This window comes from Amycolatopsis sp. MtRt-6 (genome assembly GCF_017308975.1).
Lineage (GTDB): Bacteria > Actinomycetota > Actinomycetes > Mycobacteriales > Pseudonocardiaceae > Amycolatopsis.
Map to the genome: position 1 here is coordinate 25,896 of NZ_JADWPD010000048.1, position 23,706 is coordinate 49,601.

Genomic DNA, 23,706 nt, shown 5'->3' on the forward strand with positions numbered 1-23,706 from the left:
GGGGGTGTGGGGGTTGCCACCCGGGTTGTTTGCACCCCCGGGGGGGCGCGCGGCGGGGCCCGCCCCCCGGGGCCCGGTCAGGCGGGTTGGGACTCCGGGGTCCAGGGCTTGATGAACGGGGACTCCGGCCAGCCCTCGGCCGCTGCCATCAGGGGCATCGCCGTGGCGCCGTCGAGGTGCTCGCGGATGATGTCCGCGTGGCCCGCGTGGCGGGCCGTCTCCTGGATCAGGTGGAGCAGGACCCAGCGGACCGACCAGGCCTCGACGTCCTGCGGGAACCACGGGACGCCCTTCGGCACCGGGACCGGCTGGCCGAGGTCGTCGATGCCCGCGATGACCTCCGCCGTGCGGGCCGCCACCTCGTCGTAGCGGGCCAGCGCGCCCGCCAGGGTCTCGTCGGGGCGCAGGCGGTGCGCGTCCTGGTACTCCGCCATCGCCTCGCCGAACGGCTTCTGCGGCACCTGCAGGATCGTGTCCAGCCAGCTGTCCTCGGTGGCCGCGACGTGCTTGATCAGCCCGCCCACCGAGAGCGAGCTCTTCGTCGACGTCGCTCTCGCCTGTTCGTCCGTCAGCCCGAGTGCCGCCAACCTGAGCACGTACCGCTGCTGCTCCAGGAAGCTCAGCAGCCCGTCACGCTCGTCGGCCACCGGGCGCACGTTTCCCGCCATGTCGATCCTTCCGTCGGGGTTACCTGCGGCGATCGTGCCACCCACCACCGGCATTCCGGGCGGGAATCCCGCTATCGGTGTGCGTGCCGCGGCGCCGGCTTGACGAAGGCGTACGCCCCGCCGACGCCGTACAGCACCGCGCGGACCAGGAGCTGGAAGCGCGTCAGCACGCCCTCGTAGGCGTCCAGCTGCCGGGCGAGGACGACGGCCAGCCAGGTCACCAGCACCACGACCAGGCCGGCGACCGCGAGCGCGCGCCAGCCCGGCGGCCACCACAGGATCAGGCTGATCACCCCGGCCACCAGAACCACGCTGAGCAGCGACGACAGCAGGAGGCTGCGCTCGGGGTAGGCGGCCTGCAGCAGCACGAGCGCGCCGAACGCGCTGACCGAGATCGAGCTGAGCCGCGCCGACCACTGGACCGGCCCGAGCCGGTGCAGCGGGGGCCCGGCGAGCAGGAAGGCGACGCCCGACACGGCGAGCAGCACCCGGAACACCGGCGGCCCGGTCAACAGGGCCTCCACCGGGTCCCGCACCGGCGAGACGCCGGTGGGCAGGAAGAACTCCAGCAGCCACCCCGAATACGCGAGGACGGCCACCCCCATCAGGAGGGCCGAGGCGATCCGAGCCGTGCGCACGAGGCAGAGCGTAAGCGACCGGCCGCGTCCCGGCCCGTCGCCGTGACCAGGTCCACCTACTCGTTATGCCTGCGGTCGGACGAAGGGGAACAGGACCGTCTGGCGGATCGACGCCCCGGTGAGCATCATCAGCAGCCGGTCGACGCCCAGACCGAGCCCGCCGGTCGGCGGCATCCCGTGCTCCAGGGCGAGCAGGAAGTCCTCGTCCAGCTCCATCGCCTCGACGTCGCCGCTGGCCGCGCGCAGCGACTGGCTCTCGAGCCGCCGGCGCTGCTCGATCGGGTCGGTCAGCTCGGTGTAGGCCGTGCCGACCTCGGAGCCGAACGCGATCAGGTCCCAGCGCTCGGCCAGGCGCGGGTCCACGCGGTGCTGGCGGGTCAGCGGCGAGACGTCGGTCGGGTAGTCGGTGTAGAACGTCGGCAGCACCGTCGCGCCCTCGACGAGGTGCTCGAACGCCTTGAGCACGAGGTCGCCGTGGCCCGGGTCCTCCCCCACCGGCACGCCGGCGGCCACGCACAGGCGGCGCAGGTCGGCCACGGACGTCCCCGAGTCGATCTGCTCGCCGAACACCGCCGAGACGGCTTCGTGGACGGGGACCACCGGCCAGTCGCCGGAGATGTCGTACTCGACGAGCTTGCCGGCCGCGTCGGGCCGCCGGACGATCTGGGCGCCGTACGCGGCTTCGGCCGCGTGCTGGACCAGCTCGCGGGTCAGCGTCCGCATCGTGTCGTAGTCCGCGTACGCCTGGTACGCCTCGAGCATCGTGAACTCGGGGTTGTGGGTCGCGTCGACGCCTTCGTTGCGGAAGTTGCGGTTGAGCTCGAAGACGCGCTCGACGCCGGCCACGCACAGCCGCTTGAGGTACAGCTCGGGCGCGATCCGCAGGTACATCCGCATGTCGTAGGCGTTGATGTGGGTGACGAACGGCCGGGCGTTGGCGCCGCCGTGCACCGTCTGCAGCATCGGCGTCTCGACCTCGAGGTAGTCGGCGTGGTGCAGGCGGTCGCGCACCGCGCGGACCACTGTGGACCGCAGCCGCAGCATGCTTGTCGAGTCCGGATTGACCGCCAGGTCGAGGTAGCGCTGCCGGACCCGCGTCTCCGGGTCGGTGAGGCCCTTCCGCTTGTCGGGCAGCGGGTGCAGGCACTTCGCGGTGACCGTCCACTCGTCGACGAGCACCGAGAGCTCGCCCCGCTTCGACGTCACGACCTGGCCGCTGACGCCGACGTGGTCGCCGAGGTCGACGCCGGTCCGCCAGCGGGTGAGGTCGAGCTCGCCGGCCTCCAGCATCAGCTGGATCTCGCCGCTGAAGTCCTTGACGCGGGCGAAGCACAGGCCGCCGAGGACGCGCAGGTTCAGCACGCGCCCGGCAATCCGGACGCGGTGCCCGGTGGCGGTGTCCGGGGCCAGGCCGCCGTACTTCGCGACGACGTCCCCGATGTGGTCGTCGCGGCGGAAGCCGACCGGGTACGGGTCGATCCCGGCCTCGCGCAGCTTGTCGAGCTTGGCGATCCGGACGCGGACCTGCTCGGGCCGCCGCACGGTCTTCGGCACCGGCGTCGCCGCCGACTCCTCGATCTCCTTGACACGGGCGACGAAGCCGTCACTGACCGTCTCCAGCCGCAGCGACCGCGCCCGGCCGGTCGGGACGAAGCCTTCGAGCGCGCCGGCGACGATCCCGACACGCGGCAGCCGCCGGGCCGAGGAGTAGCAGAGGAACCGCGGCTCCCAGTCCGGCCCGTACTTGGCGTTGGACCGATACAGCGACTCCAGCTGGAAGAACCGCGAGAACACGCTCAGCACCCCGCGCCAGGCCCGCAGCACCGGGCCCGCGCCGATCCGCTCGCCCTCGGAGAACACCGCGCGGAACATCGCGAAGTTGAGCGAGATCCGCTGCGCGCCGAGGTGCTGCGCGGCCGCGACGGTCTCGGCGATCATGTACTCGTTGAGGCCGTTCTCGGCGTCGCGGTCGCGGCGCATGAGGTCGAGCGAAAGCCCGCGGCGGCCCCACGGGACGAACGACAGCAGCCCGCGCAGCTCGCCGTGGGCGTCGTAGGCCTCGACCATCACGCTGCGGCCGTCGCTGGGGTCGCCGAGCCTGCCGAGCGCCATCGAGAAGCCGCGTTCGGTCTCGGCGCCGCGCCAGGCCTGCGCCCGCGCGAGCAGCTCGGTCATCTCGGCCTCGGGGATCTCCCCGTGGCGGCGGACGCGCGAGGTGTAGCCGGCGCGCTCGATGCGCTTGACGGCCTGGCGCACCGAGCGCCGCTCCGGTCCGGCGAGACTGAACTCGCGGACGTCGAGCACCGCTTCGTCGCCGATTTCGAGGGCCCGCAGGCCCGCCTCGGTGTACACCTTCGCGCCGCGCTCGCTCGCCCCGAGCACGCCTGGTGTCCAGCCGTACGTGCGTGTCTCGTCGAGCCACGCGCGGACCGCGTCGGGCCACGCCTCCGGGTCGCCGACCGGGTCGGCGCTGGCGACGCTGGTGCCGCCGAGGACGCGGTAGGTGACCGCCGCGCGGCCGTTCGGCGCGAAGACGACGCTCTTGTCGCGCCGGGTGGCGAAGTAGCCGAGGGAGTCGTCCTCGCCGTGTTCGGCGAGCAGCTGCCGCAGGCGGAGCTCGTCTTCGTCGGTCCGCAGGGCGCGGCTGCGCACGCCGCGGAAGAGCAGGTACAGCGCCGCGGTGGCGACCGCGGTCGCGCTGAGGTCGAGGAACACGTCGAGCCAGGCGGGGCCTTCGCCGACCCCGATCCGGCGCAGCTGCAGGTTCTCACCGGTGGCGTGGTTGACGACCCAGGCGAAGCTCTCCCACGCGTCGCCGAGGTGGCCCGGGAACGCCGACGCCAGCGCCCAGCCGACCAGGATGACCGCGGCGAACCCGCCGAACAGCATGCTCAGGCCGTCGCGCCAGGCGCTCGGCGCGAGCCGGGCCGGGAAGGCCGGGCGCAGCGCGAGCAGGAACACGATCAGCCCGATCGAGACGATGTCGGCGATGGTCAGCACCCACAGCTGGGCGGGGATGTGCCGGACCTGCTTCGGGCCGAGCGTCAGCAGTTCGGGTGACCACAGGAGGGTGGCCTGCAGGGCCAGGGTGAGCAGCAGCCCGCCGATCTGGAACAGCACCAGCGTGTACAGCGCGGCCTTCTTGCGGCGGCGCAGGGCGCTGCCGAGCACCACCAGCAGCAGCACCATGACCAGGCTCTCGCTGGTCGGCACGCTCAGGCCGGAGAAGGCCATGTCGATGCCGTTGAGCAGGCGGCCGTGTGCGCCGCCGGCGAAGAGCAGGATCACCGAGAACACCGCGGCCAGCTGGACCACGGTCGCGACGACGCCGCCCGCCTTCGCCTTCCAGACGGGCAGGCGACGGCGCGGGCTCGCGGGGTTTCCCATGGGTGTTTTCGTCGCCTTTCGCGGCCGGTCGGTGGTCATGCCTCTTCTTGACGTAAGTGAACCCGCATCGGTTGTCCCCCGGCATCAACCTGAAGGCTGACGGCCGGTGGTCCCCGGCGGTGTGAAGCTTGTCGCACGTCGCCTGCGCCGGTCCGGGGGCGTGTCACGCTTTGAGACGCCTCTGCTCCACGACCCGGGGACCTCAGCGAGGCCTCGAGGGAAGGACGGTCGACGATGACTGCCAGCGCCGAAGAACCCGCTCCCTACGGCACCGGATCCGCCGCTCCCGCGGCCCGCCCACCGGGCCGGAAGGTCCGCGTCCACCACCTGCGCGAGCTCAAGGAACGCGGCGAACCGTGGCCCATGCTCACCGCGTACGACATGTACACCGCCGCCCTGTTCGACGAGGCCGGGATCCCCGTGCTGCTCGTCGGCGACTCCGCGGCCAACAACGTCTTCGGCTACGACACCTCGCTGCCGGTGACGGTCGACGAGCTGCTGCCGCTGGTCCGGGCGGTCACCCGGTCGGTCAAGCGCGCCCTGGTGGTGGCGGACCTGCCGTTCGGTTCCTACCAGCTCTCGCCGCAGCAGGCGCTGGAGACGTCGGTGCGGTTCATGAAGGAGGGCCGCGCGCACGCCGTGAAGCTCGAGGGCGGCCGGCGGTTCGCCGCGCACGTCGAGGCGCTGACGTCGGCGGGCGTGCCGGTCATGGGCCACATCGGATTCACCCCGCAGAGTGAACACAACCTCGGCGGCTACCGGGTGCAGGGGCGCGGCGAAGCAGCGGACGTGCTGCTCGCCGACGCGCTGGCGCTGCAGGAGGCCGGGGCGTTCGCGGTCGTGATGGAGATGGTGCCCGCCGAAGCCGCCAAGCGCGTCACGGCGGAGCTGAAGATCCCGACGGTCGGCATCGGCGCCGGCCCGGACTGCGACGCGCAGGTGCTCGTCTGGCAGGACATGGCCGGGCTGCGGCGGGGCAAGGCACCGCGGTTCGTCAAGCGCTACGCCGACGTCGCGACGGTGCTGCAGGACGCGGCCACGGCGTTCGCCGAGGACGTCCGGCGCGGGGAGTTCCCGGCACCGGAGCACGCGTTCCACGACTGACCCTGAACCCGAGCGTCCCAAGGTGGCCTTGGTTGCGTTGAACGCACCCAAGGCGGCCTTCGGTGCGTTCAACGCACCGAAGGCCACATTGGGGCGCTTGCGAGCCGGGGTCATCGGCGGCGGAACCGTTCCGCCAGGGCCGGGTCCTGCTCCCACCACAGGCCGGTCGACGGCGTCTCGTCCAGCTGGGTGTCGATCTGCTTCGCACGCCGTTCGTCGTCGCGGGCCCACCGCACGAACAACGCGACGACGAACGGCAGGCCGGCGACGTCGCCGCCGATCCACAGCACGCCCGCGCCGATGATCTGGTCGGTGCGCGGGTCCGGGCCCCAGCCCGGGTGCGCGGCCGCGTAGTGCGCCGGGGCGAGCAGCGGGCCGAGCCACAGCACCAGGCCGAGCGCGCCGTCGAAGACGACCTCGGCGAAGGCGATCCACACCGACACCAGGTGCGGGTCCTCGCGCGGCGTCGGGTCGAGGCCCAGGCGCGTCCAGAAGTACGTGAAGCCGGCCAGCACGAGAACGAGCCGGACCAGGCCGTCGACGAGCGGCGAGCGCAGCGTGAGGTCGTAGAGCGGCGTCAGGTACAGCACCAGGACCGGGGCGATCAGGACGACCGTGACGACCGGCGGGAACGTCAGCGCGCGGGCGAGCGGGCCGCGGCCGTGCCGCCGCAGCCACGTCGTGCCCGGGAAGGTGTCCAGGAGCAGCCGGATGGGGGCACCCAGGGCGAGCAGCAGCGGCGTGATCATCAGCAGGGTGACCGTCTGGACCGCGCGGACCCAGAAGAACGTCGTGTCGTAGCCGGCCAGCGGGGAGCAGGTGACGGCCAGGATCGTCGCGAGCCCGGCGAGGAACGCCGTCGTGCGGCCCGGCGGCCAGTCGCGGCGGCGGGCCGCGCGGACGTAGAGCGTGCCCGAGACGAGCACGCCGAGAACGGCCGGAACATCCAACGTCAGCGGCATGTCACACCGCGAAGTAGATCAGGCTGCCGATTCCGGCGACCACGCAGTAAATGGCGAACGGGGTCAGAGTGCGCGTTTCGAAGTATCCTGTGAGAAAACGGACAGAAATGTACGAAGCGACCCCGGCGATGACGCTGCCGACGAGCGCGGGACCGAGGGACGCCTGGTTTTCCGGGGCGAACAGCGTCGGCATCTTGAGCACGCCCGCGGCGAGGATCACCGGCGTGGCGAGCAGGAAGGCGAAGCGGGCCGCGTCCTCGTGACCCAGCCCGCGACGCAGGCCGGCGACCATCGTGATGCCCGAGCGGCTGATGCCCGGCAGCAGCGCGAGGATCTGCGCGGCACCGATCAGCACCGCCTCGCCGACGCGCAGCTTCGCCAGCCGGACGTCGGTCGCCTCCTCGACCGAGATCGCCCGCATGACCAGGGTGTCCTCGGTGGAGAAGTCCACAGTGTCCGCTTCCTCCCCGACGGGCTTGCGGCGCGAGAACTTCTCGGCGGCGTAGAGGACACCGCCGTTGAGCGCGAGGAAGATCGCCGACGGCACCGGCTTGCCGAGGAAGTCGCGCAGCAGGCTTTCCAGGAGCAGGCCGGCCAGCCCGACCGGGATGGTGGCGAGCACCAGCAGCCAGGCGAGCCGCTGGTCGGGCGTGCGGACCTCGCGGTGGCGGAGCGACGTCCAGAGGCCGCCGATGATCCGCACCCAGTCCTTGCGGAAGAACAGGACCAGCGCGAGCGCGGTGGCGACGTGCATCGCCACCAGCACCGCGAGGTACGGCGAGTCCTTCCCGATGGTCAGGTCGCGCTGCCACGAACCGCCGAGCCAGGCGGGCAGCAGGACGCTGTGACCGAGACTGGACACCGGAAACAATTCCGACACACCTTGCAGCGCACCGACGACAATCGCCTCGACATAGGTCACCGCGGACATTCCGTACCTCTTTTTCGAAGACCCGTCGAAATTCCGAGACCGAAAGTACCGGCCCTTTCGCAAGCCGCGGGCAAGGGGCTCAGCGTCCCCACAGCTGGCGTTCACATCCATGAACATCAGTCATGTCCTTGACCGATGTTCGGCTTATGGCTTAGCGTTTGGCCCGTCGCCGCCACGACCAAGCATCGAACCCTCGACGAGGAGGATCGAAATGCGTGAGCGGACTGCCTGCCGCGGCTGACGCCCTCGGACCGGGGACCCGCTCAGCCCGGCGGCGGGGGCGGGTCCCCACCTTTCTCGGCCGTCGTCCCGGCGCTCGGCGGCGGGGCGTCGGGGCGACCGCCGAGACCCTACGGCAAAATGTCACATCCATGAGACAGATCGCCTTAGGGGACAGTGACCGGCATGGATGAGCTCTACCCGCCGATCGCCCCGCGCGCCGAAGGGTTCCTGGAGACCGGCGACGGGCACCGCATCCGGTGCCAGGAGGCGGGCAACCCGGCCGGGAAGCCGGTCGTGGTGCTGCACGGCGGCCCGGGCAGCGGGATCGCGCCGATGGCCCGGCGGCACTTCGACCCGGCGGCCTACCGGATCGTCCTGTTCGACCAGCGCGGAGCGGGGCAGTCGACGCCGGACGCGGGCGACCTCACGGCGAACACGCTGTGGCACCTGGTCGCCGACATGGAACTGCTGCGCGAACGGCTCGGCATCGAGCGCTGGCAGCTGTTCGGCGGTTCGTGGGGCGCGACCCTCGCCCTCGCCTACGCCGAGACGCACCCCGCGCGCGTCAGCGAGATCATCCTGCGGGGCGTGTTCACCGTGCGGCGGAGCGAGCTGGACTGGATCTACCGCGGCGGGGCGGCCCACCTGTTCCCGCGCGAGTGGGAGGCCTTCCTCGTACCGCTCCCGGCGTCGCTGCGGGACGACCCCCTCGCCGGGTACGCCGTGCTGCTCGACGACCCGGCGGAGGAGGTCCGCCACCGCGCGGCGGTCGCGTGGAGCACCTGGGAAGGCGCGACGGTTTCGGTGCTGCCCCAGGAGTCGTTCGTCCGCCAGTACGCCGACCCGGCGTTCGCGCTGCCGTTCGCCCGGCTCGCGGTCCACTACTTCCGCCACGGCGCCTGGCTCGACGAGGGCCAGCTGATCCGGGACGCGGCCAAGCTCGCGGGCATCCCGGGCGTGATCGTCCAGGGCCGGTACGACACGGTGTGCCCGCCGGTGACGGCGTACGAGCTGCACCGGGCGTGGCCGGGGTCGGAGCTGAAGCTGCTCGAGGGCGCCGGGCACGCGGTGACGGACCCGGGCGTCCTGGCGGCACTGCGGGCGGCGACGGACTCATTCCGCGAGTAGGACGGCGAACACCTGCGCCAGCTTGCGCCGCACGGCATCTTCGTCCGTGCGGGTCAGCTCCGTGCTCCCGATGAGCGCGCATCAGCCAGAACCCGGCGATCACCGACAACACCAGCGCCGGCCCCGTCTTCTCCCGGCCCGGGACCAGGTCCGACAGGTGCTTCTCGACGTGCTGCTCGATTCCCGCGCGCAGGATCTCCGCCGCCCGCGGGGTGGCCGCCGAGCGGAGAACCAGCAGGAACGGGTCGAGCCGCCCGGCGTCCGGGGCGGTCCGGCGCACGAGCGAGGCGGCGAGGTCCGCGGCGAGCGTGGCCGGGTCGTCGGTGAGGACGGTCCGCTCGGCCAGCGACAGCTCGACCACCTCCGCGAAGAGTCCTTCCTTCGAACCGAAGTAGCGGTTGACGAGCATCGCGGTCACCCCGGCCGACTGGGCGATCTCGCGGACGCCGGCACCGTCGTACCCGGCGCGGGTGAAGGCTTCGACGGCGGAAGCCAGGATCGCGTCGCGCGTGGCGGCGGCGTTGCGGGTACTCATATGGCTTCATGGATCTCGGACTCGCAGGTAAACGCGCCCTCGTCACCGGCTCCAGCGCGGGCCTCGGCGAGGCGATCGCCCGGCTGCCGGCCGCCGAAGGTGCCGCCGTCGTCGTCCACGGCCGGGATGCGGCCCGGACGGAGAAGGTCGCCGCGTCGATCGGCGCGGCCGGGGTCGCCCTGGGCGATTTGTCGACCGACGCGGGAGCCGACGCGGTCGCGGAAGCGGCCGGGGACGTCGACATCCTGGTCACCAACGCCGGCGCGTACGACCACCTGGGGTGGGGCCGACGCGACACCGAAGGACTGGTCCGCGATGTACGAGGCCAACGTCGTCTCGGCGGGCTGGCGATCCAGCCTCTGGCCACGCAGCCGCACTACACAGCGACACTGGCCGCGCGGCACGACCTCGCGGTGTCACCGGCCCGGGACCTCGCCGGCACCGGCGTGACGTCGAACGTGGTTTCCTCCGGCGCGATCCTGGTGGACTCCGTGCGCGAGCTGCTCACGGAAATCGCCCCGGCCCACGGCTGGGGCACGGAGTGGCCGGCCGTCGAAGCCGCCGCGGTCGGCTACCTCGTGAGCCCGGCGGCTGCCTACGTGAGCGGCGCGACGATCCGCGTCGACGGCGGCACGATCCGGTCCGTCCACTGGAGACGGCCGCGCACGGCGACCCTCACAGCGCGCTCATCACGTGCTTGACGCGCGTGTAGTCCTCGAGGCCGTAGAGCGAGAGGTCCTTGCCGTAGCCGGACTTCTTGAACCCGCCGTGCGGCATCTCGGCGACCAGCGGGATGTGCGTGTTGATCCAGACGCAGCCGAAGTCGAGCTTCGCCGCGGCGCGCATCGCGCGCTGGTGGTCACGGGTCCAGACCGACGACGCGAGGGCGTACTGGACGCCGTTCGCGAGCTTCAGGGCTTCGGCTTCGCCGGAGAACCGCTGGACGGTGATGACCGGGCCGAAGATCTCGTTCTGGATCGCCTCGTCGTCCTGCTTCAGGCCGGAGACGACGGTGGCTTCGTAGAAGTAGCCCTCGTCGCCGGCCCGGTGTCCTCCACAGTGGACGGTCGCGTGCTCCGGCAGCCGGTCGATGAACCCGGCCACCTTTTCGAGCTGGGCCGCGTTGTTGAGCGGGCCGTAGGCGACGTCTTCGTCGTCCGGCTTGCCCGTCTGGGTGTGCTCGGCCTGCCGGGTGAGGGCGGCGACGAAGGTGTCGTGCACGTCGTCGGCGACCAGGACGCGGGTGGCGGCGGTGCAGTCCTGGCCCGCGTTGAAGTATCCGGCGACGGCGATGGCCTCGGCGGCGGCTTCGATGTCGGCGTCGCCGAAGACGATGACCGGCGCCTTGCCGCCCAATTCCAGGTGCACGCGCTTGACGTCGTTCGCGGCGGACCTGGCGACCTCGATGCCGGCCCGGACCGAGCCGGTGATCGACACCATGGCCGGGATGTCGTGCTCGACCAGCGCGCGACCGGTGTCGCGGTCGCCGCAGATCACGTTGAACACGCCGGGTGGGAAGAACTCGCCGGCGATCTCGGCGAGCAGCAGCGTCGACGCCGGGGTGGTGTCGGACGGCTTGAGCACGACGGTGTTGCCGGCGGCGAGCGCGGGCGCGATCTTCCAGATGGCCATCAGCAGCGGGTAGTTCCACGGCGTGACCTGCGCGCAGACGCCGACCGGCTCGCGGCGCACGAAGGAGGTGTGGCCCGCCAGGTACTCCCCCGCGGCGCGGCCTTCGAGCACGCGCGCGGCTCCGGCGAAGAAGCGGACCTGGTCGAGGACCATCGGGATTTCTTCGGCCATGGTCAGCGCGATCGGCTTCCCGGTGTTGGCGGACTCCGTTCTGACGATCTCTTCGGCGCGGGCTTCGAGGGCGTCGGCGAGCTTGAGCAGCGCGAGCTGGCGCTGCGCGGGCGTGGTCGCGCGCCAGGTCCCGAACGCGGTCGCGGCGACCTGCAGCGCGTTGTCGACGTCTTCGGGCCCGGCGATCGGGGCGGTGCAGTAGGGGCGTCCGGTGACGGGGTCGGCGATCTCCGCCGTCCGGCCCGACTTCGACTCGACGTAGGCTCCGCCGACGTAGTGCTTCAGCTCCTGCACGATGACTCCTCGGTGCTGACGGGAGCTAAAACATATAGTTCCATATGTAATGGGACAAGGGCCCGGAGGGACACGATGCGCCAGGGCATGTCGCACAGCGCGCGATCCGCCATGTTCGCGCCGCTCGGCCAGGTCGGCCGGGCGGAAGCGGTGGCGGCGCGGCTGGTCGACGCCATCACGCTCGGCCTGCTCACCGACTCCGAGCAGCTGCCCAGCGAGGCCGACCTCGCCGCGCAGTTCGGCGTCTCGACCGTGACGGTCCGGGAAGCGCTCGTGGCGTTGCGGCAGCAGGGGCTGGTCGAGACGCGGCGCGGCCGCAGCGGCGGCAGCTTCGTCCGCGCGCCGGCCGACCCGCCGTCGGACGCCTGGCGCGCGCGGCTGCGCGAGGTGTCGCTGTCGGACCTGCGCGACGTCGGCGACCACTACCTCGCGATCGCCGGCGCCGCCGCCAAGCTCGCCGCCGAGCGCAGCTCACCCGAGGACGTCGCCCGGCTGCGGCTGGCGACCGACGACCTCCGCACGGCCCACGGCATCGGCTTCACGCGGGCGGAGCGGCAGTTCCACCTGGAGGTCGCGGCGGCGGCGCAGTCGCCGCGGCTGACCCGCGTCGAGGTCCACCTGCAGAGCGAGCTGGGCGGGCTGCTGTGGCTGCCGCTCGGGCCCGCGGCGCGCGCCTACGAGGAGCACGCGGCGATCGCCGCCGCCATCGACGCCGCGGACGGCGAACTCGCCCGCAAGCTCACCGAGGAACACGTTCTGGGCGCGCTCGACCGGCTCGCAGACGTGCTGCTCGCCCCGTAAACTTCCGCACACTCGCGCGCATCGAGGTGAGCACCGTGAACGACACCCGCACGCTGAACGGCGACGAGGTCGTCGAGCAGGTTTCCGCGTTGGTGGAAGGGGTTTTCGAGCGGCTCGAGCCCCTGCTGGCGGCCGCCGGGTCGGTGTTGGCGGACGCGCCCGCCGCGGCCGCGCTGCACCGGATCCGCCCGCAGGTCACCGAGGCCCTCGGCGGGCTGGTCGCCGGCGCGGGGTTCGTCAGCGCACCGCGCGTGCTGGCCGATTCGGAGTTCGGCTTCGAGTGGTGGACGGCCGGGTCTCCCCCGGCCCCGTTGTTCATCAGCCTCGACCCGGCCGCCGAGAACTTCCTGGACTACACGCGCCAGTCGTGGTTCACGGTCCCCCGCGACACCGGGCGGCGGCACATCAACGGCCCGTACGTGGATTACCTGTGCACCGACGAATACACGCTGACGTTCACGATCCCGGTCATGCTGTCCGGCTCCTTCGCGGGCGTGGTGGGCGCGGACGTCTTCGTGCGCGAGTTCGAACGCGCGGTGCGGCCGCGGTTGCGTTCGCTCGGGCGCGGGGCGGCGTTGCTGAACGCCCAGGGGCGGGTGATCGTGTCGAACAGCGTCCGGCAGCCGACGGGGTCACTGGTGCGCGACGCCGGCGTCCCGGCGTGGTGGTCGGCGGGCGCGGCACCGGGGCCGGGGCTGCGGCGGTGCGGTGATGCGCCGATCGTGCTCGTGACCGGTGACTAGCAAGGGACCGGGCTAAGCGGGTGTCTGCAGCGCGACCCACAGCTCCGCCCGGACGCCCGGTGCGTCCAGGTCGCGGCCCAGCAGCTCCTGCGCCTTGGTGATCCGGTTCCGCAGCGTGTGCCGGTGGACACCCAGCCTCGCCGCCGCCACGTCCCAGTGGCCGTGGTGCTCCAGCCAGCAGCGCAGTGACTCGACCAGGTCGCCGCGGCCCGTTTCGTCGTGGCGGCGCAACGGCGTCAGCAGACCGTTCGCAAACGCTTGCGCCACCACCGGATCGATCAGCGACAGCAGGCCGCGGCCGGTGTGCTCGGCCGCGGAGACCAGGATCTTGTCCTCGGCCTCCGCCGCTTGGGCCGCCAGTTCGGCCTGCTCGAGCCCGGCCGCGAACTCACGTGGGGCGACCGGTCCCGCCACTCCGCCGTGCAGGCCGCCGATCCGCAGCGCCGCCTCGGCGGCCGGCTCGACCACGCTCTCCGGCCCGAAGACGACCACCGAACCCCCGGACTTCGCCGCGAACAACTCTCCGTCGAGTGCTCCGAGCAGCTTGCGGCGGGCCGCGGGCGGGCCGAGGAACACCAGTACCGACCACGGCGACGCCGGTGGCTCCCCGCCCGTCGCGGCCAGTACGCGCAGCGCCAGCTCGGCCTGGCCGCCCACGAGCAGCTCGACCAGCCCGGTCCGCAGCGCCTCGCGCGCCGCCGCCTGGGCGCGATCCTGTTCCAGCGCCAGCGAAAGCACCGAGACGGCGGTGTTCACGATGTGCCGCCCCGCGGTGTCGAGCGGCGCGCCCACCGCGAGCACCCGCCGCGTGCCGGTGTCGAGGGTCTGCAGCACGACCTCCTGCCCGTCGAGCGACACCACCCGCGTGCCGGTCCGGAGCCGCTCCAGCTCTTCGCGCAGCGGCTCGCCGTACGCTCGCGCGCTCGCCGGAGCCGCTTCGGTGACGGTTGCGCGTTCGAAGAGCAGCACCCAGCCGTCGACGAGCTTCGCCAGCTTGCGCAGCACGCCCGCCGGGCCGCCCTGGCCGACTGCCGTGCGGGTCAGTTCCTGCTGGGCCCGGCCGATGCGGACCGTCGTCGCGTACTCGTCGGCCGCCACCGCGCGCGAAACCGCGCGGGTGATCGCGATGAACGGCGTCTTCCGCGGCACCTCCAGCACCGGCAGGCCCACCTCCGCCGCCGTCGCCACCAGCGAGCGCGGAACGGACTCGTGGCTCAGCCCGACACCGAAGCCGAGCCCGGCGACGCCGGCGTCCACGAGACGGCGCACGTACGCCGGTGACGTCTCCTCGTCCAGGGCCAGGCCGGTGGTGAGCAGCAGCTCGCCGCCTTCGAGGAAGGCCTGCGGGTCGGTCAGCTCGGTCGGGTGGACCCAGCCGATCGGCCGGTCCAGGCCGGCGTCGCCGGTCAGCACCCGCAGCCCGAGCGGGCGCTCGGCGGCGAGTCCGGCCAGCGTGAGTGCCATAACGGCCAATTGTACGCGCCAAGTTGTGCAAAACGGCCAGCTGACGGGCGGCCGCGTCCCGCTCATCCTGAGGACGTCCACCGACTTCCCAGGAGACGCCGTGACCGCAAGCACCACCGCCGCGCCGCAGGCCCCGGCCCCGCGCCAGCGCAGGCTGCAGACCGAAATCCCCGGCCCGCTCTCGCGCGAGCTGCAGCAGCGCCGCGCGAACGCCGTCGCCGCCGGGGTCAGCTCGGTGCTGCCCGTCTACGTCACCTCGGCCAGCGGCGGCCTGCTCACCGACGCCGACGGCAACGTGCTCATCGACTTCGGCTCCGGCATCGCGGTGACGAACGTCGGCCACTCCGCGCCGGCCGTCGTCGACCGCGTCCGCAAGCAGGCCTGCTGGTTCACCCACACCTGTTTCATGGTCACGCCGTACGAGGGGTACGTCGAGGTCTGCGAGGCGCTGGCCGAGCTGACGCCGGGCGGCCACGCGAAGAAGTCGGTGCTGTTCAACTCCGGCGCCGAAGCGGTCGAGAACGCCGTGAAGATCGCGCGCGTGGCGACGGGGCGCCAGGCCGTCGTCGTGTTCGACCACGCCTACCACGGCCGCACCAACCTCACGATGGGCATGACCGCGAAGTCCGTGCCCTACAAGCACGGCTTCGGCCCGTTCGCGCCCGAGGTCTACCGCGTGCCGGGCTCGTACCCGTTCCGCGACGGCCTGTCCGGCCCCGAAGCGGCGGCGCTGGCCATCGACCGGATCGAGAAGCAGATCGGCGGCGACCAGGTGGCCGCCGTGGTCCTGGAGCCGATCCAGGGCGAGGGTGGCTTCATCGAACCCGCACGCGGCTTCCTGCCCGCGATTGCCGCGTGGTGCCGCGAAAACGGCGTGGTGTACGTCGCCGACGAGGTCCAGACAGGCTTCTGCCGCACCGGTTCCTGGTTCGCGTCCACCGACGAGGACGTGGTGCCGGACCTGATCGCGACGGCCAAGGGCATCGCGGGCGGCCTGCCGCTGTCCGCCGTCACCGGCCGCGCCGAGCTGCTCGACGCGGTCCCGCCGGGCGGCCTCGGCGGCACGTACGGCGGCAACCCGATCGCGTGCGCCGCGGCGCTCGGCTCGATCGAGACGATGAAGACCGAGGACCTCGCCGCGTCGGCGAAGCGCATCGAGAACGCCGTGCTGCCGCGGCTGCGGGCGCTGGCGGCCGAAACCGGAGTGATCGGCGACGTCCGCGGGCGCGGCGCGATGCTGGCCGCGGAGTTCGTGCGCCCCGGGACTTCGGAGCCCGGCGCCGACCTGACCAAGCGCGTCGCGGCCGCCTGCCACCGCGCCGGCGTGGTGGTGCTGACCTGCGGCACGTACGGCAACGTCGTCCGGCTGCTGCCGCCGCTGTCGCTGGCCGACGACCTGCTCGACGAGGGCCTGTCGGTGCTCGAACACGCGGTCCGGACGGAGGCCGGCGCATGACGTTCCCGTTCTGGGTCGCCGGGAAGCCGGTGACCGGCGGTGCGACCGCCGCTGTCCGGCACCCTTACGACGGTTCTCCGGCCGGGTCGCACTTCGTGCCTTCGCCGTCCGACGTCGAGGCCGCGGTGCAGGCCGCCGCCGACGTCGCGGACGAGTTCGCGACGCTGCCCGCGCACGTCCGCGCCGGGGCGTTGGACCACGTGTCCCGATCGCTGGGTGAGCGGTCCGAAGAGATCGCTTCGCTCATCACGGCCGAGTCGGGCAAGCCGCTGAAGTGGGCGCGCGGCGAGGTGGGGCGCGCGGTGTCGACGTTCCGCTGGGCGGCGGAGGAGGCCCGCCGGTTCTCGGGCGAGCTGCAGCGGCTCGACACGGACCCGGGCGGCACGGGCCGGCTGGCGCTGGTCCGGCGCGTGCCGCGCGGCCCGGTGCTGGGCATCACGCCGTTCAACTTCCCGCTGAACCTGGTGGCGCACAAGGTGGCCCCGGCGATCGCGGTGGGCGCGCCGATCGTGCTCAAGCCCGCGCCGGCGACGCCGCTGACGGCGTTGCTGCTCGGCGAAATCCTGGCTTCCGCCGGGCTGCCGGCGGGCTCGTGGTCGATCCTGCCGGTGGACAACGAGACGTCGTCCCGCCTGGTGGCGGACCCTCGGTTGCCGGTGGTGTCGTTCACCGGCTCGGTCCCCGTGGGCTGGACGATCCGCGACCGCGTGCCGCGCAAGCACGTGGCACTGGAGCTCGGCGGCAACGGCGCGGTGCTCGTCTGTCCCGATTGGACGGATCTGGACTTCGCGGCGCAGCGGATCGCGACGTTCGCGATGTACCAGGCGGGTCAGTCGTGCATTTCGGTGCAGCGGGTGTACGCGCACACTTCGGTTTACGACGCCTTGGCAGAGAAGGTGCTTTCGCAGGTGCGCGCGTTGCGGACCGGCGACCCGCGCGCCGACGGCGTCGATGTCGGGCCGCTGATCAACGATGACACGGCCTCGCGGGTGTCGTCGTGGATTTCGTCGGCGGTGTCCGCGGGTGGCCGCCTGCTGACGGGTGGCTCGCGGTCGGGCGCGACGGTGGAGCCGACGGTGCTGGCGGACGTCCCGGAGGACGCGCCGGTCATGGCCGAGGAGGTGTTCGGGCCGGTGGTTTCCCTGGTCCGGGTGCGCTCGGTGGCCGAGGGTGTCGCGCGGATCAACGCGTCTCGCTTCGGGTTGCAGGCCGGGGTGTTCACGCGGGACCTGCCGACGGCGTTCGAGGTGTCGGCGGCGCTTCGCGTGGGTGGCGTGATCGTCGGCGACGTGCCGAGCTTCCGGGCGGACCAGATGCCCTACGGCGGGGTGAAGGATTCGGGCGTGGGGCGCGAAGGCCCGGCGTCGGCGATGGCGGACTTCACGGAGGAGCGGGTCACGGTTCTGACGGGATTGACGCTGTAAGGGCCTCGTGCGCCTCGACGAGTGACGGTCCGTACCAGGTGAGGTGGCGGCCCGAGACCAGGACGTACCGCGCGTCCGGGAAGTGGTCCGGGCCGTCGTCCGCCGTGAACAGGTACGGCTCGTCCGGCAGCACCAGCAGGTCCGCGTCCGCGCTCAGGTGCGCCCGCAGCTCCTCCACGTCCGGCCGCGGGTAGCGCTCCTCCGCCGTCGCATACACGTTCGCCACGCCGACGCGGCGCAGGACGTCGCCGGCGAACGTGTCGCGGCCCAGGACCACCCACGGCTTGCGCCACACCGGGACCACCGCGTGGAAGCGCACCGGCCGGACGTCGCGCCACGCTTCCTCGGCCGCCACCAGCCAGTCCGGCTCGTCCAGCTCGTACGCCTGGGTCAGGATGCGCCGCAGCGAGCCCAGCGCGGCCGGCACGGACGTCGCCGCGGCCATCACCCACACCGGGATCCCGTTGGCGCGCAGGCGTTCCACGTCCTCCTGGCGGTTCTCCTCCGCGTTGGCCAGCACCAGGTCCGGTGCCAGGTCGAGGACCCGGTCCAGCTTCGGGTACTTCGACCCGCCCACCCGCGGAACGTCCAAATCGGACGGATGCGTGCAGTAGTCCGTCGCGCCGGCCAGCCGTCCCGGCGCGCTCACCTCGACCGCTTCGGTCAGCGACGGCACGAGCGACACCACCCGCGCCGCCGGTCCGGACAGCGGCACCGGTTCCCCGAGATCGTCGACCAGGTACGTCATGCGCGTTCGAACGACACCTTCCGCTTCTCGACGTCGACCGCGGTCAGCCGGACCGCGATCCGCTCCCCCGCCGTCAGCCGTTCCCCCGCGCACTTCGCCATCACCGTCGGGTCCTCGACGACGATCTCGGCCTTGTTCTCGTCCGCGCGCAGCACCACCGCGCTGAACTCGCCGCCGACGTGCTCGGCCAGCACCCACGCCTCGACCTGATCGATGCACGCGCGCTCGACCTTCGCGGCGAGGGTGTCCGACGCGCTCATCCGCTCCGGGACGTCGGCCAGCGCCGCGCGCACCCACTCCGGCACCTCGCGGCCGGCCGAGACGGCGAGGCAGATCTCCGTCGCGAACCGGTCGACCAGCCGCCGGATCGGCGCCGTGACGTGCGCGTACGAGCCGCCGATGCCCGCGTGCGTCGTCAGCGCGGGCAGCTCGCCGTCGAACGCCGTGTAGCCCGCGCCGCGCAGCAGCCGTGTGGTGTCCGCGTAGAGCGCCATCGACGCCGGCTGCCCCGGGTCCAGTTTGGACAGGAACTCCGAGACGGTCGTTTCGGGCGCCCACGCGATACCGAGCGCTTCGGCCGAGCGGCGCAGCCAGTCGACGGCCTCGGGCTCCGGGTCGGGCAGCGTGCGCAGGACGCCGATCCGCGCGTCGAGCATGATCCGCGCCGCGGCCATCCCGGTGAGCAGCGAGATCTCGGCGTTCCAGGCGTCGACGGCGGTGCGCGGGCGGCGGGCGAGCACCCAGCCGCCGTCCGGGTCGCCGGTGATCTCCTGCTCCGGCAGTTGCAGCTCGACGGCGCCGCGCCGGACGGCCAGCTCGCGCCGGCGCCGGCCCACCTCGGGCAGCGCGGCCACCGACGGGTGCGGGTTCCCGGCGTCGAGTGCGGCCTGCACCGTCTCGTAGTCGAACTGCTCGGTGGACCGGACCAGCGCGCGGCGCACCCGGGTGGACGTCGGCTCGCCGGCTTCGTCGGTCTCGATGGTCCAGAGCACCGCGGGCCGGACCTCGCCCGGCAGCAGGCTCGCGGCGCCTTCGGACAGCACCGGCGGGTGCAGCGGGACGTTGCCGTCGGGCAGGTAGAGCGTCTGCCCGCGCAGCCGCGACTCGCGGTCGAGCGCGCCGCCGGGCGGGACGAACGCGGCGAGGTCGGCGATGGCGTAGTGGACGCGGAAGCCGTGCGCGGTCCGCTCGACGACCATCGCCTGGTCGAGGTCCTTGGCGCCGGGCGGGTCGATGGTGACCAGCGGCAGGTCGGTCGCGTCCTCCCGGGGACCGGCGCTGGCCAGCGGGTCGAGGACGGCCGCCTCCGCCTCGGCCAGCACCTCGGGCCCGAACGACTCCGGCAGCGAAAACTCGGCACGCAGGGGGCCGAAGTCCCCGCCCGCCGAGTGTGTCCTGATCACGAGGGGAGGCACCCCCCAACCCTAACCCGGTTCCGGCCCGGAGATCGCCTGATCGGGCGCGGGCCGGTCGGGTGTACGTTGCCGGGGCATAATGAAAACCGTCACCATTGCCAGAAGGGGACTCCGACCGTGAAGATCGCGTTCGTCGGCAAGGGCGGCAGCGGCAAGACCACGCTGTCGTCGCTGTTCGTGGCGTACCTCGCCGACGCCGGCCTGCCGGTGCTCGCCATCGACGCCGACATCAACCAGCACCTCGCGGTGGCGCTCGGCGCGACCGAGGAGGAAGCGCTCGCCTGGCCGACGCTGGGCGACAACATGGCGCTGATCAAGGACTACCTGCGCGGCGACAACCCGCGGATCCCGGACGCGGCGTCGATGATCAAGACGACCCCGCCCGGCCGCGGGTCGCGGCTGGTCCGGCCGTTCGAGGACAACCCGGTCTTCGCGGCGTGCTTCCGGCAGCTGGGCGGCGTGCGGCTCGGCGTCACCGGGCAGTTCGACGAGGACGACCTCGGCGTCAAGTGCTACCACTCGAAGGTGGGGGCCGCGGAGCTGCTGCTCAACCACATGGTCGACGTCGACGGCGAATACGTCGTGATGGACATGACGGCGGGGGCGGACGCGTTCGCTTCGGGGCTGTTCACGCGGTTCGACGTGACGTTCCTGGTGTGCGAGCCGACGGTCCGCAGTGTGGGCGTGTACCGCCAGTACGCGGACTACGCACGCGACTTCGGCGTCCGGCTCGTGGTGGTGGGCAACAAGGTGACGGACGCCGAGGACGTCGAGTTCCTGCAGGAGCAGGTGGGCAGCGCGCTGCTGGGCTGGCTGTCGGCGTCGGGGCACGTCCGGGCGGCCGAGCGCGGCACGGCCCGCCCGATCGGCGAGCTCGAGCCGGCCAACCTTTCGACGCTGGCTTCGATGCGGTCGGCGGTCGACGCGGAACAGCGCGATTGGGCGCGCTACCAGCGCCAGGCGGTCGAGTTCCACCTGCGCAACGCAGCGGCCTGGGCCGGCGCCGACCTCGCCACGCAGGTCGACCCGGAGTTCGTGCTCAGCCCGCGGTTGACGGTCTAGTCGTCGTCTTCGGCATCGGCCCGCCGGGTGCGCTCCCGGGCGATGTCGAGGGCGCGCCGGGCGGTGGCCTCGTCGGGGTACGGGCCGAGCAGGTCGATCCCGCGGCTGCGTTCGAGGTGCTCGACCTGGTGGGTGCGGGTGTTGTAGTACCACCCCTGGTCCGGGTTCGGGTCTTTGGCCATGGTCTCAGGTTTCCACTCTCAGCGCTTGTACCGGTAGGGGATCTCGGTCGGTTGCCCGGTGGGCCCGAAGTCCTGCGGTGCTTCGGGTTCGGTGTTTTCGGTGAACTCGTCGAACCAGCCGCGCGGAGTGCCGCGGGGCGGGGTTTCGGGCTCTTGCCTCGTGGGTTGCGGAAGGGGCGTGTCACGGCCGGGAAAGACGGGCCGCGCGTTCGGGGTAGGCGGCGGGACGGGCGGCATGGTCCCGGGCCCGGGGAAGACGGGGCGCGCCGGAGCGGCGTGGCGGGCGGGGAAGGGTTGCGGGGTCGATTCCGGGCCGGGGAAGACCGGCTTGGAACGCTGCGGCTGGGGGTTGGTGGTTTGGCCGGTTGCCGAGGCCGGGCCGGATGTCGCCGGGGAGCCCGGCTGAGGCCCGGTTCCGTGGCTGGGGCCCTGCGGAGTGCCGGGCGGCGGGGTGGCGGGCCCCCAGGGCGGCCTGGGCAGGTGGGAGCCGACCACCGGAGGTTGCGCAGGCGGCGAGGCACCACCCGAGGCAGCCAAGGCTTCTGAAGGCTCCTCAGGCGCTGATTGCGATCCGACGGGCGGCTGAGCGCCGGCCGAAGCGGCTACGGGCTGCGAACCGGCACCGGGCGCTGCCTGCGGTTCGGCCGCCGCTGCCGGTGGCGGGGAGGACACGTCGGCTGCGGCAGCTGCGGGCTGCGACCCAGCGCCGCGCGGTTCGGCACCTGGCTGAAGCCCGGCCGAGGCACCTGCAGGCTGCGAACCGGCACCGGTCTCCGCCTGCGGTTCGGCGGCCGGCCGCACGTCGGCCGCCGGCCGCGCCTCGGCCGCCGCTGCCGGCGGCTGCGGCTGCGGCTGCGGCTGCGGCTGCGGCTGCGGCTGCGGCTGCGGCTGCGGCTGCGGATCGACAGCTGCCACTTCCTGCGGCGCGGTGGGCGGCCCGGCAGGCGAATCCGGCACCACCGGAAGAGCCGGCTTCTGCTCCGGCGAAGCCGGCACAGCCGTTTCCGCCCCGGCCGCTTCGCGCTCACCAGAAGGCGGCACGGCCTCCTCAGCCCGGGGCTCCTCCGACGGCACCGTTTCGGCCACCGCGGTTTCACCCGTCTCCGGACGAGCGGCATCCCGCGGTTCCGGCCCACCGGATGCCGGCACGGCCGCTTCCTCCGTTGGCAGTGCAGCAACGTCCGGACGATCGGGAGCCCGCTCCGCCGATTCGGCCGACGCCGCCGCTGGCCGGCTCGTGTCCCGCACCGGCTCGGCCGCAGGGGACGCGGCAGCCTCTGGCCGGTCCACCGCGCTCGGCGGCGAATCAACCGAATCCGATGCCGCTGTCGCCGGCTCAGCCGGAGCCGATGCCGGAGCCGATGCCGCTGTCGCCGGCTCAGCCGGAGCCGATGCCGCTGTCGCCGGCTCAGCCGGAGCCGATGCGGGAGCCGATGCCGGGGCCGCCGGCTCGGCCGCTTCCCGCGGCGCCGATCCGGCCGCAGGCGAGGTGGCAGCCTCCGATCGATCCGCCGAACCGACCGCAGCCGACGTAGCAATCTCCGGCTGATCCGCTTCCCGCGGCGCCGATTCGGCCGGAACCGCCCCAGCGGCCTCCGGCTCAGCCACACTCCGCGACGCCGGACCCACCTCGGCGACCTCCGGCCGATCCGCCTCCCGCGACACCGGCGCACCCGGCTCCGACGTCTCCAGGCGATCCGCGACCTGCTCCGATGGCGTTGCCGGCGCCGGTGTCTGCAGCCGATCCGCGAACTCACCCACCTCCGGACGAGACACCGAGGCCCGCGCCGAACCAACTGCCGGCATTCCTTCGGACCCGGGCGGTGCCGCCGGAGAAACCTCGACCGGCACCTCCGGAGCCGCATGGCGGGGGGCCTTCACCGGGCCTGGCAGGTCCGACTCGGCCGTCACCGACCACTCCGGCTCCACCGGCGCCGCAGACGACGCAGACGTCACCGGTGCAGGCGGCGGGTCCCTACGCGCCTCCGGAGCAGGAGCCGCCGGAGCACCCGGACGGGCCCACACCGGCTGCTCCGGCGTTCCAGGGACCGGCTGCGCCGCCGGTGGCGGTTGTGGCACCGTTCGCCACACCGGGGCCGGGCCGATGTTCATGGGCGCCGGAGCCGCCGCGGGGCCGGCTGGTGAAGCCGCCGTCGGCGGGGCTGGGCGGGCGGCCGGCTTCGGGATCGGGTCCAGGCACGACACCAGCACCGATGTGTGCTCCGGGTCCGTCACCTTCCGGCCGCTTCGCTCGCGGTAGACCATCTCGCCGTCCGCGTCCATCTCCACCAGGTAGCCCGCCTCCGCGAGCTGCTCCTCGTCGAGGTCCGCCAGCTTCTCGTACCGGGAGGGGACCACGCGATAGATCGGCCACGCCAGTCCCGCGTGCTCCGCGTGGAACTGGGCCAGCAGCGCCGCCATCTGGTGCTGCCACGGCAGCGACATCCCCTCGGCCAGCGACCGCGGCAGCACCACGTACCCCGCGTCCACCCCCGGGTACCCCTGGCCGAGCTGGTCGGCCAACGGGGTGCTGGACACCGGACGCGCGCTCTGCCGGGGCGGCTGAGGCGCGCCGAACAGCGCCGCCGGGTCACGGGGCTCGCCCGCTCCGGACTTGCCCCTCCTGCCGAATTTGCGTCCCACGTGCTCATCCTCTGCCAGTACGCGGCCGCCTGCCCGTGGAAGCGCCGCGACGTCGGGTGAATCGGTGCGATTCTGTCCAGGCCCTCGCGACCCATG

The 23,706-nt window shown here is 72.8% G+C and carries 19 protein-coding genes and 1 pseudogene; 8 read left to right on the forward strand and 12 right to left on the reverse strand.

Annotated elements, in window-relative coordinates; all coding sequences use genetic code 11:
- Nucleotides 1-77 precede the first annotated feature (77 nt).
- The 3 genes from I4Q55_RS46315 to lysX all read right to left on the reverse strand — a co-directional run bounded on the left by I4Q55_RS46315 (nt 78) and on the right by lysX (nt 4,693).
- Entirely contained in the window at nt 78-668 is a 591-nt protein-coding gene (locus I4Q55_RS46315) for a DinB family protein (RefSeq protein WP_206797219.1), read from the reverse strand.
- Between the two features lie 71 nt (nt 669-739).
- Nucleotides 740-1,306 (reverse strand): hypothetical protein, encoded by a 567-nt coding sequence (locus tag I4Q55_RS46320; RefSeq protein WP_307793487.1) that lies wholly within the window; start codon nt 1,304-1,306, stop codon nt 740-742.
- 63 nt (nt 1,307-1,369) lie between these two features.
- A complete protein-coding gene (lysX, locus tag I4Q55_RS46325; RefSeq protein WP_206797221.1) occupies nt 1,370-4,693 on the reverse strand; it encodes a bifunctional lysylphosphatidylglycerol synthetase/lysine--tRNA ligase LysX in 3,324 nt (1,107 codons plus the stop codon).
- A 234-nt stretch (nt 4,694-4,927) separates the two neighbouring features.
- Here lysX and panB point away from each other — a divergent pair, with 234 nt between their 5' ends.
- The gene (gene panB, locus I4Q55_RS46330; protein ID WP_206797223.1) at nt 4,928-5,797 is read left to right on the forward strand and encodes a 3-methyl-2-oxobutanoate hydroxymethyltransferase; all 870 of its coding nucleotides are present in this window, start codon (nt 4,928-4,930) and stop codon (nt 5,795-5,797) included.
- Nucleotides 5,798-5,907: 110 nt separating this feature from the next.
- Here panB and I4Q55_RS46335 read toward each other — a convergent pair whose 3' ends face one another.
- Both I4Q55_RS46335 and I4Q55_RS46340 read right to left on the reverse strand, forming a co-directional pair.
- Nucleotides 5,908-6,759, reverse strand: coding sequence for a cytochrome c oxidase assembly protein (locus I4Q55_RS46335; protein WP_206797225.1), 852 nt, complete (start codon nt 6,757-6,759; stop codon nt 5,908-5,910).
- Nucleotide 6,760: 1 nt separating this feature from the next.
- Nucleotides 6,761-7,690: an undecaprenyl-diphosphate phosphatase gene (locus tag I4Q55_RS46340; protein WP_206797226.1), complete on the reverse strand. Its 930-nt coding sequence runs from the start codon at nt 7,688-7,690 to the stop codon at nt 6,761-6,763.
- Between the two features lie 405 nt (nt 7,691-8,095).
- Between I4Q55_RS46340 and pip the strand changes: the two genes are divergently transcribed.
- Nucleotides 8,096-9,040 carry a prolyl aminopeptidase gene (gene pip / locus I4Q55_RS46345; protein WP_206797228.1) on the forward strand — a complete coding sequence of 315 codons (945 nt, stop codon included), beginning with the start codon at nt 8,096-8,098 and terminating at the stop codon, nt 9,038-9,040.
- Between the two features lie 418 nt (nt 9,041-9,458).
- On the opposite strand, the pseudogene I4Q55_RS49940 reads toward pip, so the two are convergent.
- Nucleotides 9,459-9,575, reverse strand: a pseudogene (locus I4Q55_RS49940) (TetR family transcriptional regulator); the annotation flags it as partial.
- 8 nt (nt 9,576-9,583) lie between these two features.
- On the opposite strand from I4Q55_RS49940, the gene I4Q55_RS46355 reads away from it, so the two are divergent.
- Nucleotides 9,584-10,276 (forward strand): SDR family NAD(P)-dependent oxidoreductase, encoded by a 693-nt coding sequence (locus I4Q55_RS46355; protein WP_206797229.1) that lies wholly within the window; start codon nt 9,584-9,586, stop codon nt 10,274-10,276.
- On the opposite strand, the gene I4Q55_RS46360 is transcribed toward I4Q55_RS46355, so the two are convergent.
- Nucleotides 10,251-11,672 carry a gamma-aminobutyraldehyde dehydrogenase gene (locus I4Q55_RS46360; RefSeq protein ID WP_206797232.1) on the reverse strand — a complete coding sequence of 474 codons (1,422 nt, stop codon included), beginning with the start codon at nt 11,670-11,672 and terminating at the stop codon, nt 10,251-10,253. The genes I4Q55_RS46355 and I4Q55_RS46360 overlap by 26 nt on opposite strands.
- 75 nt (nt 11,673-11,747) lie before the next feature.
- On the opposite strand from I4Q55_RS46360, the gene I4Q55_RS46365 reads away from it, so the two are divergent.
- Together I4Q55_RS46365 and I4Q55_RS46370 are read left to right on the forward strand one after the other, a co-directional pair.
- Nucleotides 11,748-12,473 (forward strand): FadR/GntR family transcriptional regulator, encoded by a 726-nt coding sequence (locus I4Q55_RS46365; protein WP_206797234.1) that lies wholly within the window; start codon nt 11,748-11,750, stop codon nt 12,471-12,473.
- A gap of 35 nt (nt 12,474-12,508) precedes the next feature.
- Entirely contained in the window at nt 12,509-13,216 is a 708-nt protein-coding gene (locus I4Q55_RS46370; protein WP_206797236.1) for a cache domain-containing protein, read from the forward strand.
- A 12-nt stretch (nt 13,217-13,228) separates the two neighbouring features.
- Here the strand turns inward: I4Q55_RS46370 and I4Q55_RS46375 are convergent, their stop codons facing one another.
- Nucleotides 13,229-14,680: a PucR family transcriptional regulator gene (locus I4Q55_RS46375; RefSeq protein WP_206797238.1), complete on the reverse strand. Its 1,452-nt coding sequence runs from the start codon at nt 14,678-14,680 to the stop codon at nt 13,229-13,231.
- Between the two features lie 100 nt (nt 14,681-14,780).
- Between I4Q55_RS46375 and gabT the strand changes: the two genes are divergently transcribed.
- Both gabT and I4Q55_RS46385 read left to right on the forward strand, forming a co-directional pair.
- Nucleotides 14,781-16,136: a 4-aminobutyrate--2-oxoglutarate transaminase gene (gabT, locus tag I4Q55_RS46380; protein WP_206797239.1), complete on the forward strand. Its 1,356-nt coding sequence runs from the start codon at nt 14,781-14,783 to the stop codon at nt 16,134-16,136.
- Nucleotides 16,133-17,560, forward strand: coding sequence for an aldehyde dehydrogenase family protein (locus tag I4Q55_RS46385; protein WP_206797240.1), 1,428 nt, complete (start codon nt 16,133-16,135; stop codon nt 17,558-17,560). The genes gabT and I4Q55_RS46385 overlap by 4 nt, the downstream gene beginning before the upstream one ends.
- On the opposite strand, the gene I4Q55_RS46390 is transcribed toward I4Q55_RS46385, so the two are convergent.
- Both I4Q55_RS46390 and I4Q55_RS46395 read right to left on the reverse strand, forming a co-directional pair.
- Nucleotides 17,532-18,308, reverse strand: coding sequence for a helical backbone metal receptor (locus I4Q55_RS46390; protein WP_206797241.1), 777 nt, complete (start codon nt 18,306-18,308; stop codon nt 17,532-17,534). The two genes, I4Q55_RS46385 and I4Q55_RS46390, sit on opposite strands and share 29 nt — an antisense overlap.
- A complete protein-coding gene (locus tag I4Q55_RS46395; RefSeq protein WP_206797242.1) occupies nt 18,305-19,711 on the reverse strand; it encodes an RNB domain-containing ribonuclease in 1,407 nt (468 codons plus the stop codon). The genes I4Q55_RS46390 and I4Q55_RS46395 overlap by 4 nt, the downstream gene beginning before the upstream one ends.
- 129 nt (nt 19,712-19,840) lie before the next feature.
- Between I4Q55_RS46395 and I4Q55_RS46400 the strand changes: the two genes are divergently transcribed.
- Nucleotides 19,841-20,785, forward strand: a complete 945-nt coding sequence (locus tag I4Q55_RS46400; RefSeq protein WP_206797243.1) for an AAA family ATPase — start codon at nt 19,841-19,843, stop codon at nt 20,783-20,785.
- On the opposite strand, the gene I4Q55_RS46405 is transcribed toward I4Q55_RS46400, so the two are convergent.
- Nucleotides 20,782-20,967, reverse strand: coding sequence for a hypothetical protein (locus I4Q55_RS46405; RefSeq protein ID WP_206797244.1), 186 nt, complete (start codon nt 20,965-20,967; stop codon nt 20,782-20,784). The two genes, I4Q55_RS46400 and I4Q55_RS46405, sit on opposite strands and share 4 nt — an antisense overlap.
- 18 nt (nt 20,968-20,985) lie before the next feature.
- Nucleotides 20,986-23,610 (reverse strand): hypothetical protein, encoded by a 2,625-nt coding sequence (locus I4Q55_RS46410; RefSeq protein ID WP_242547956.1) that lies wholly within the window; start codon nt 23,608-23,610, stop codon nt 20,986-20,988.
- Between the last annotated feature and the right edge of the window lie 96 nt (nt 23,611-23,706).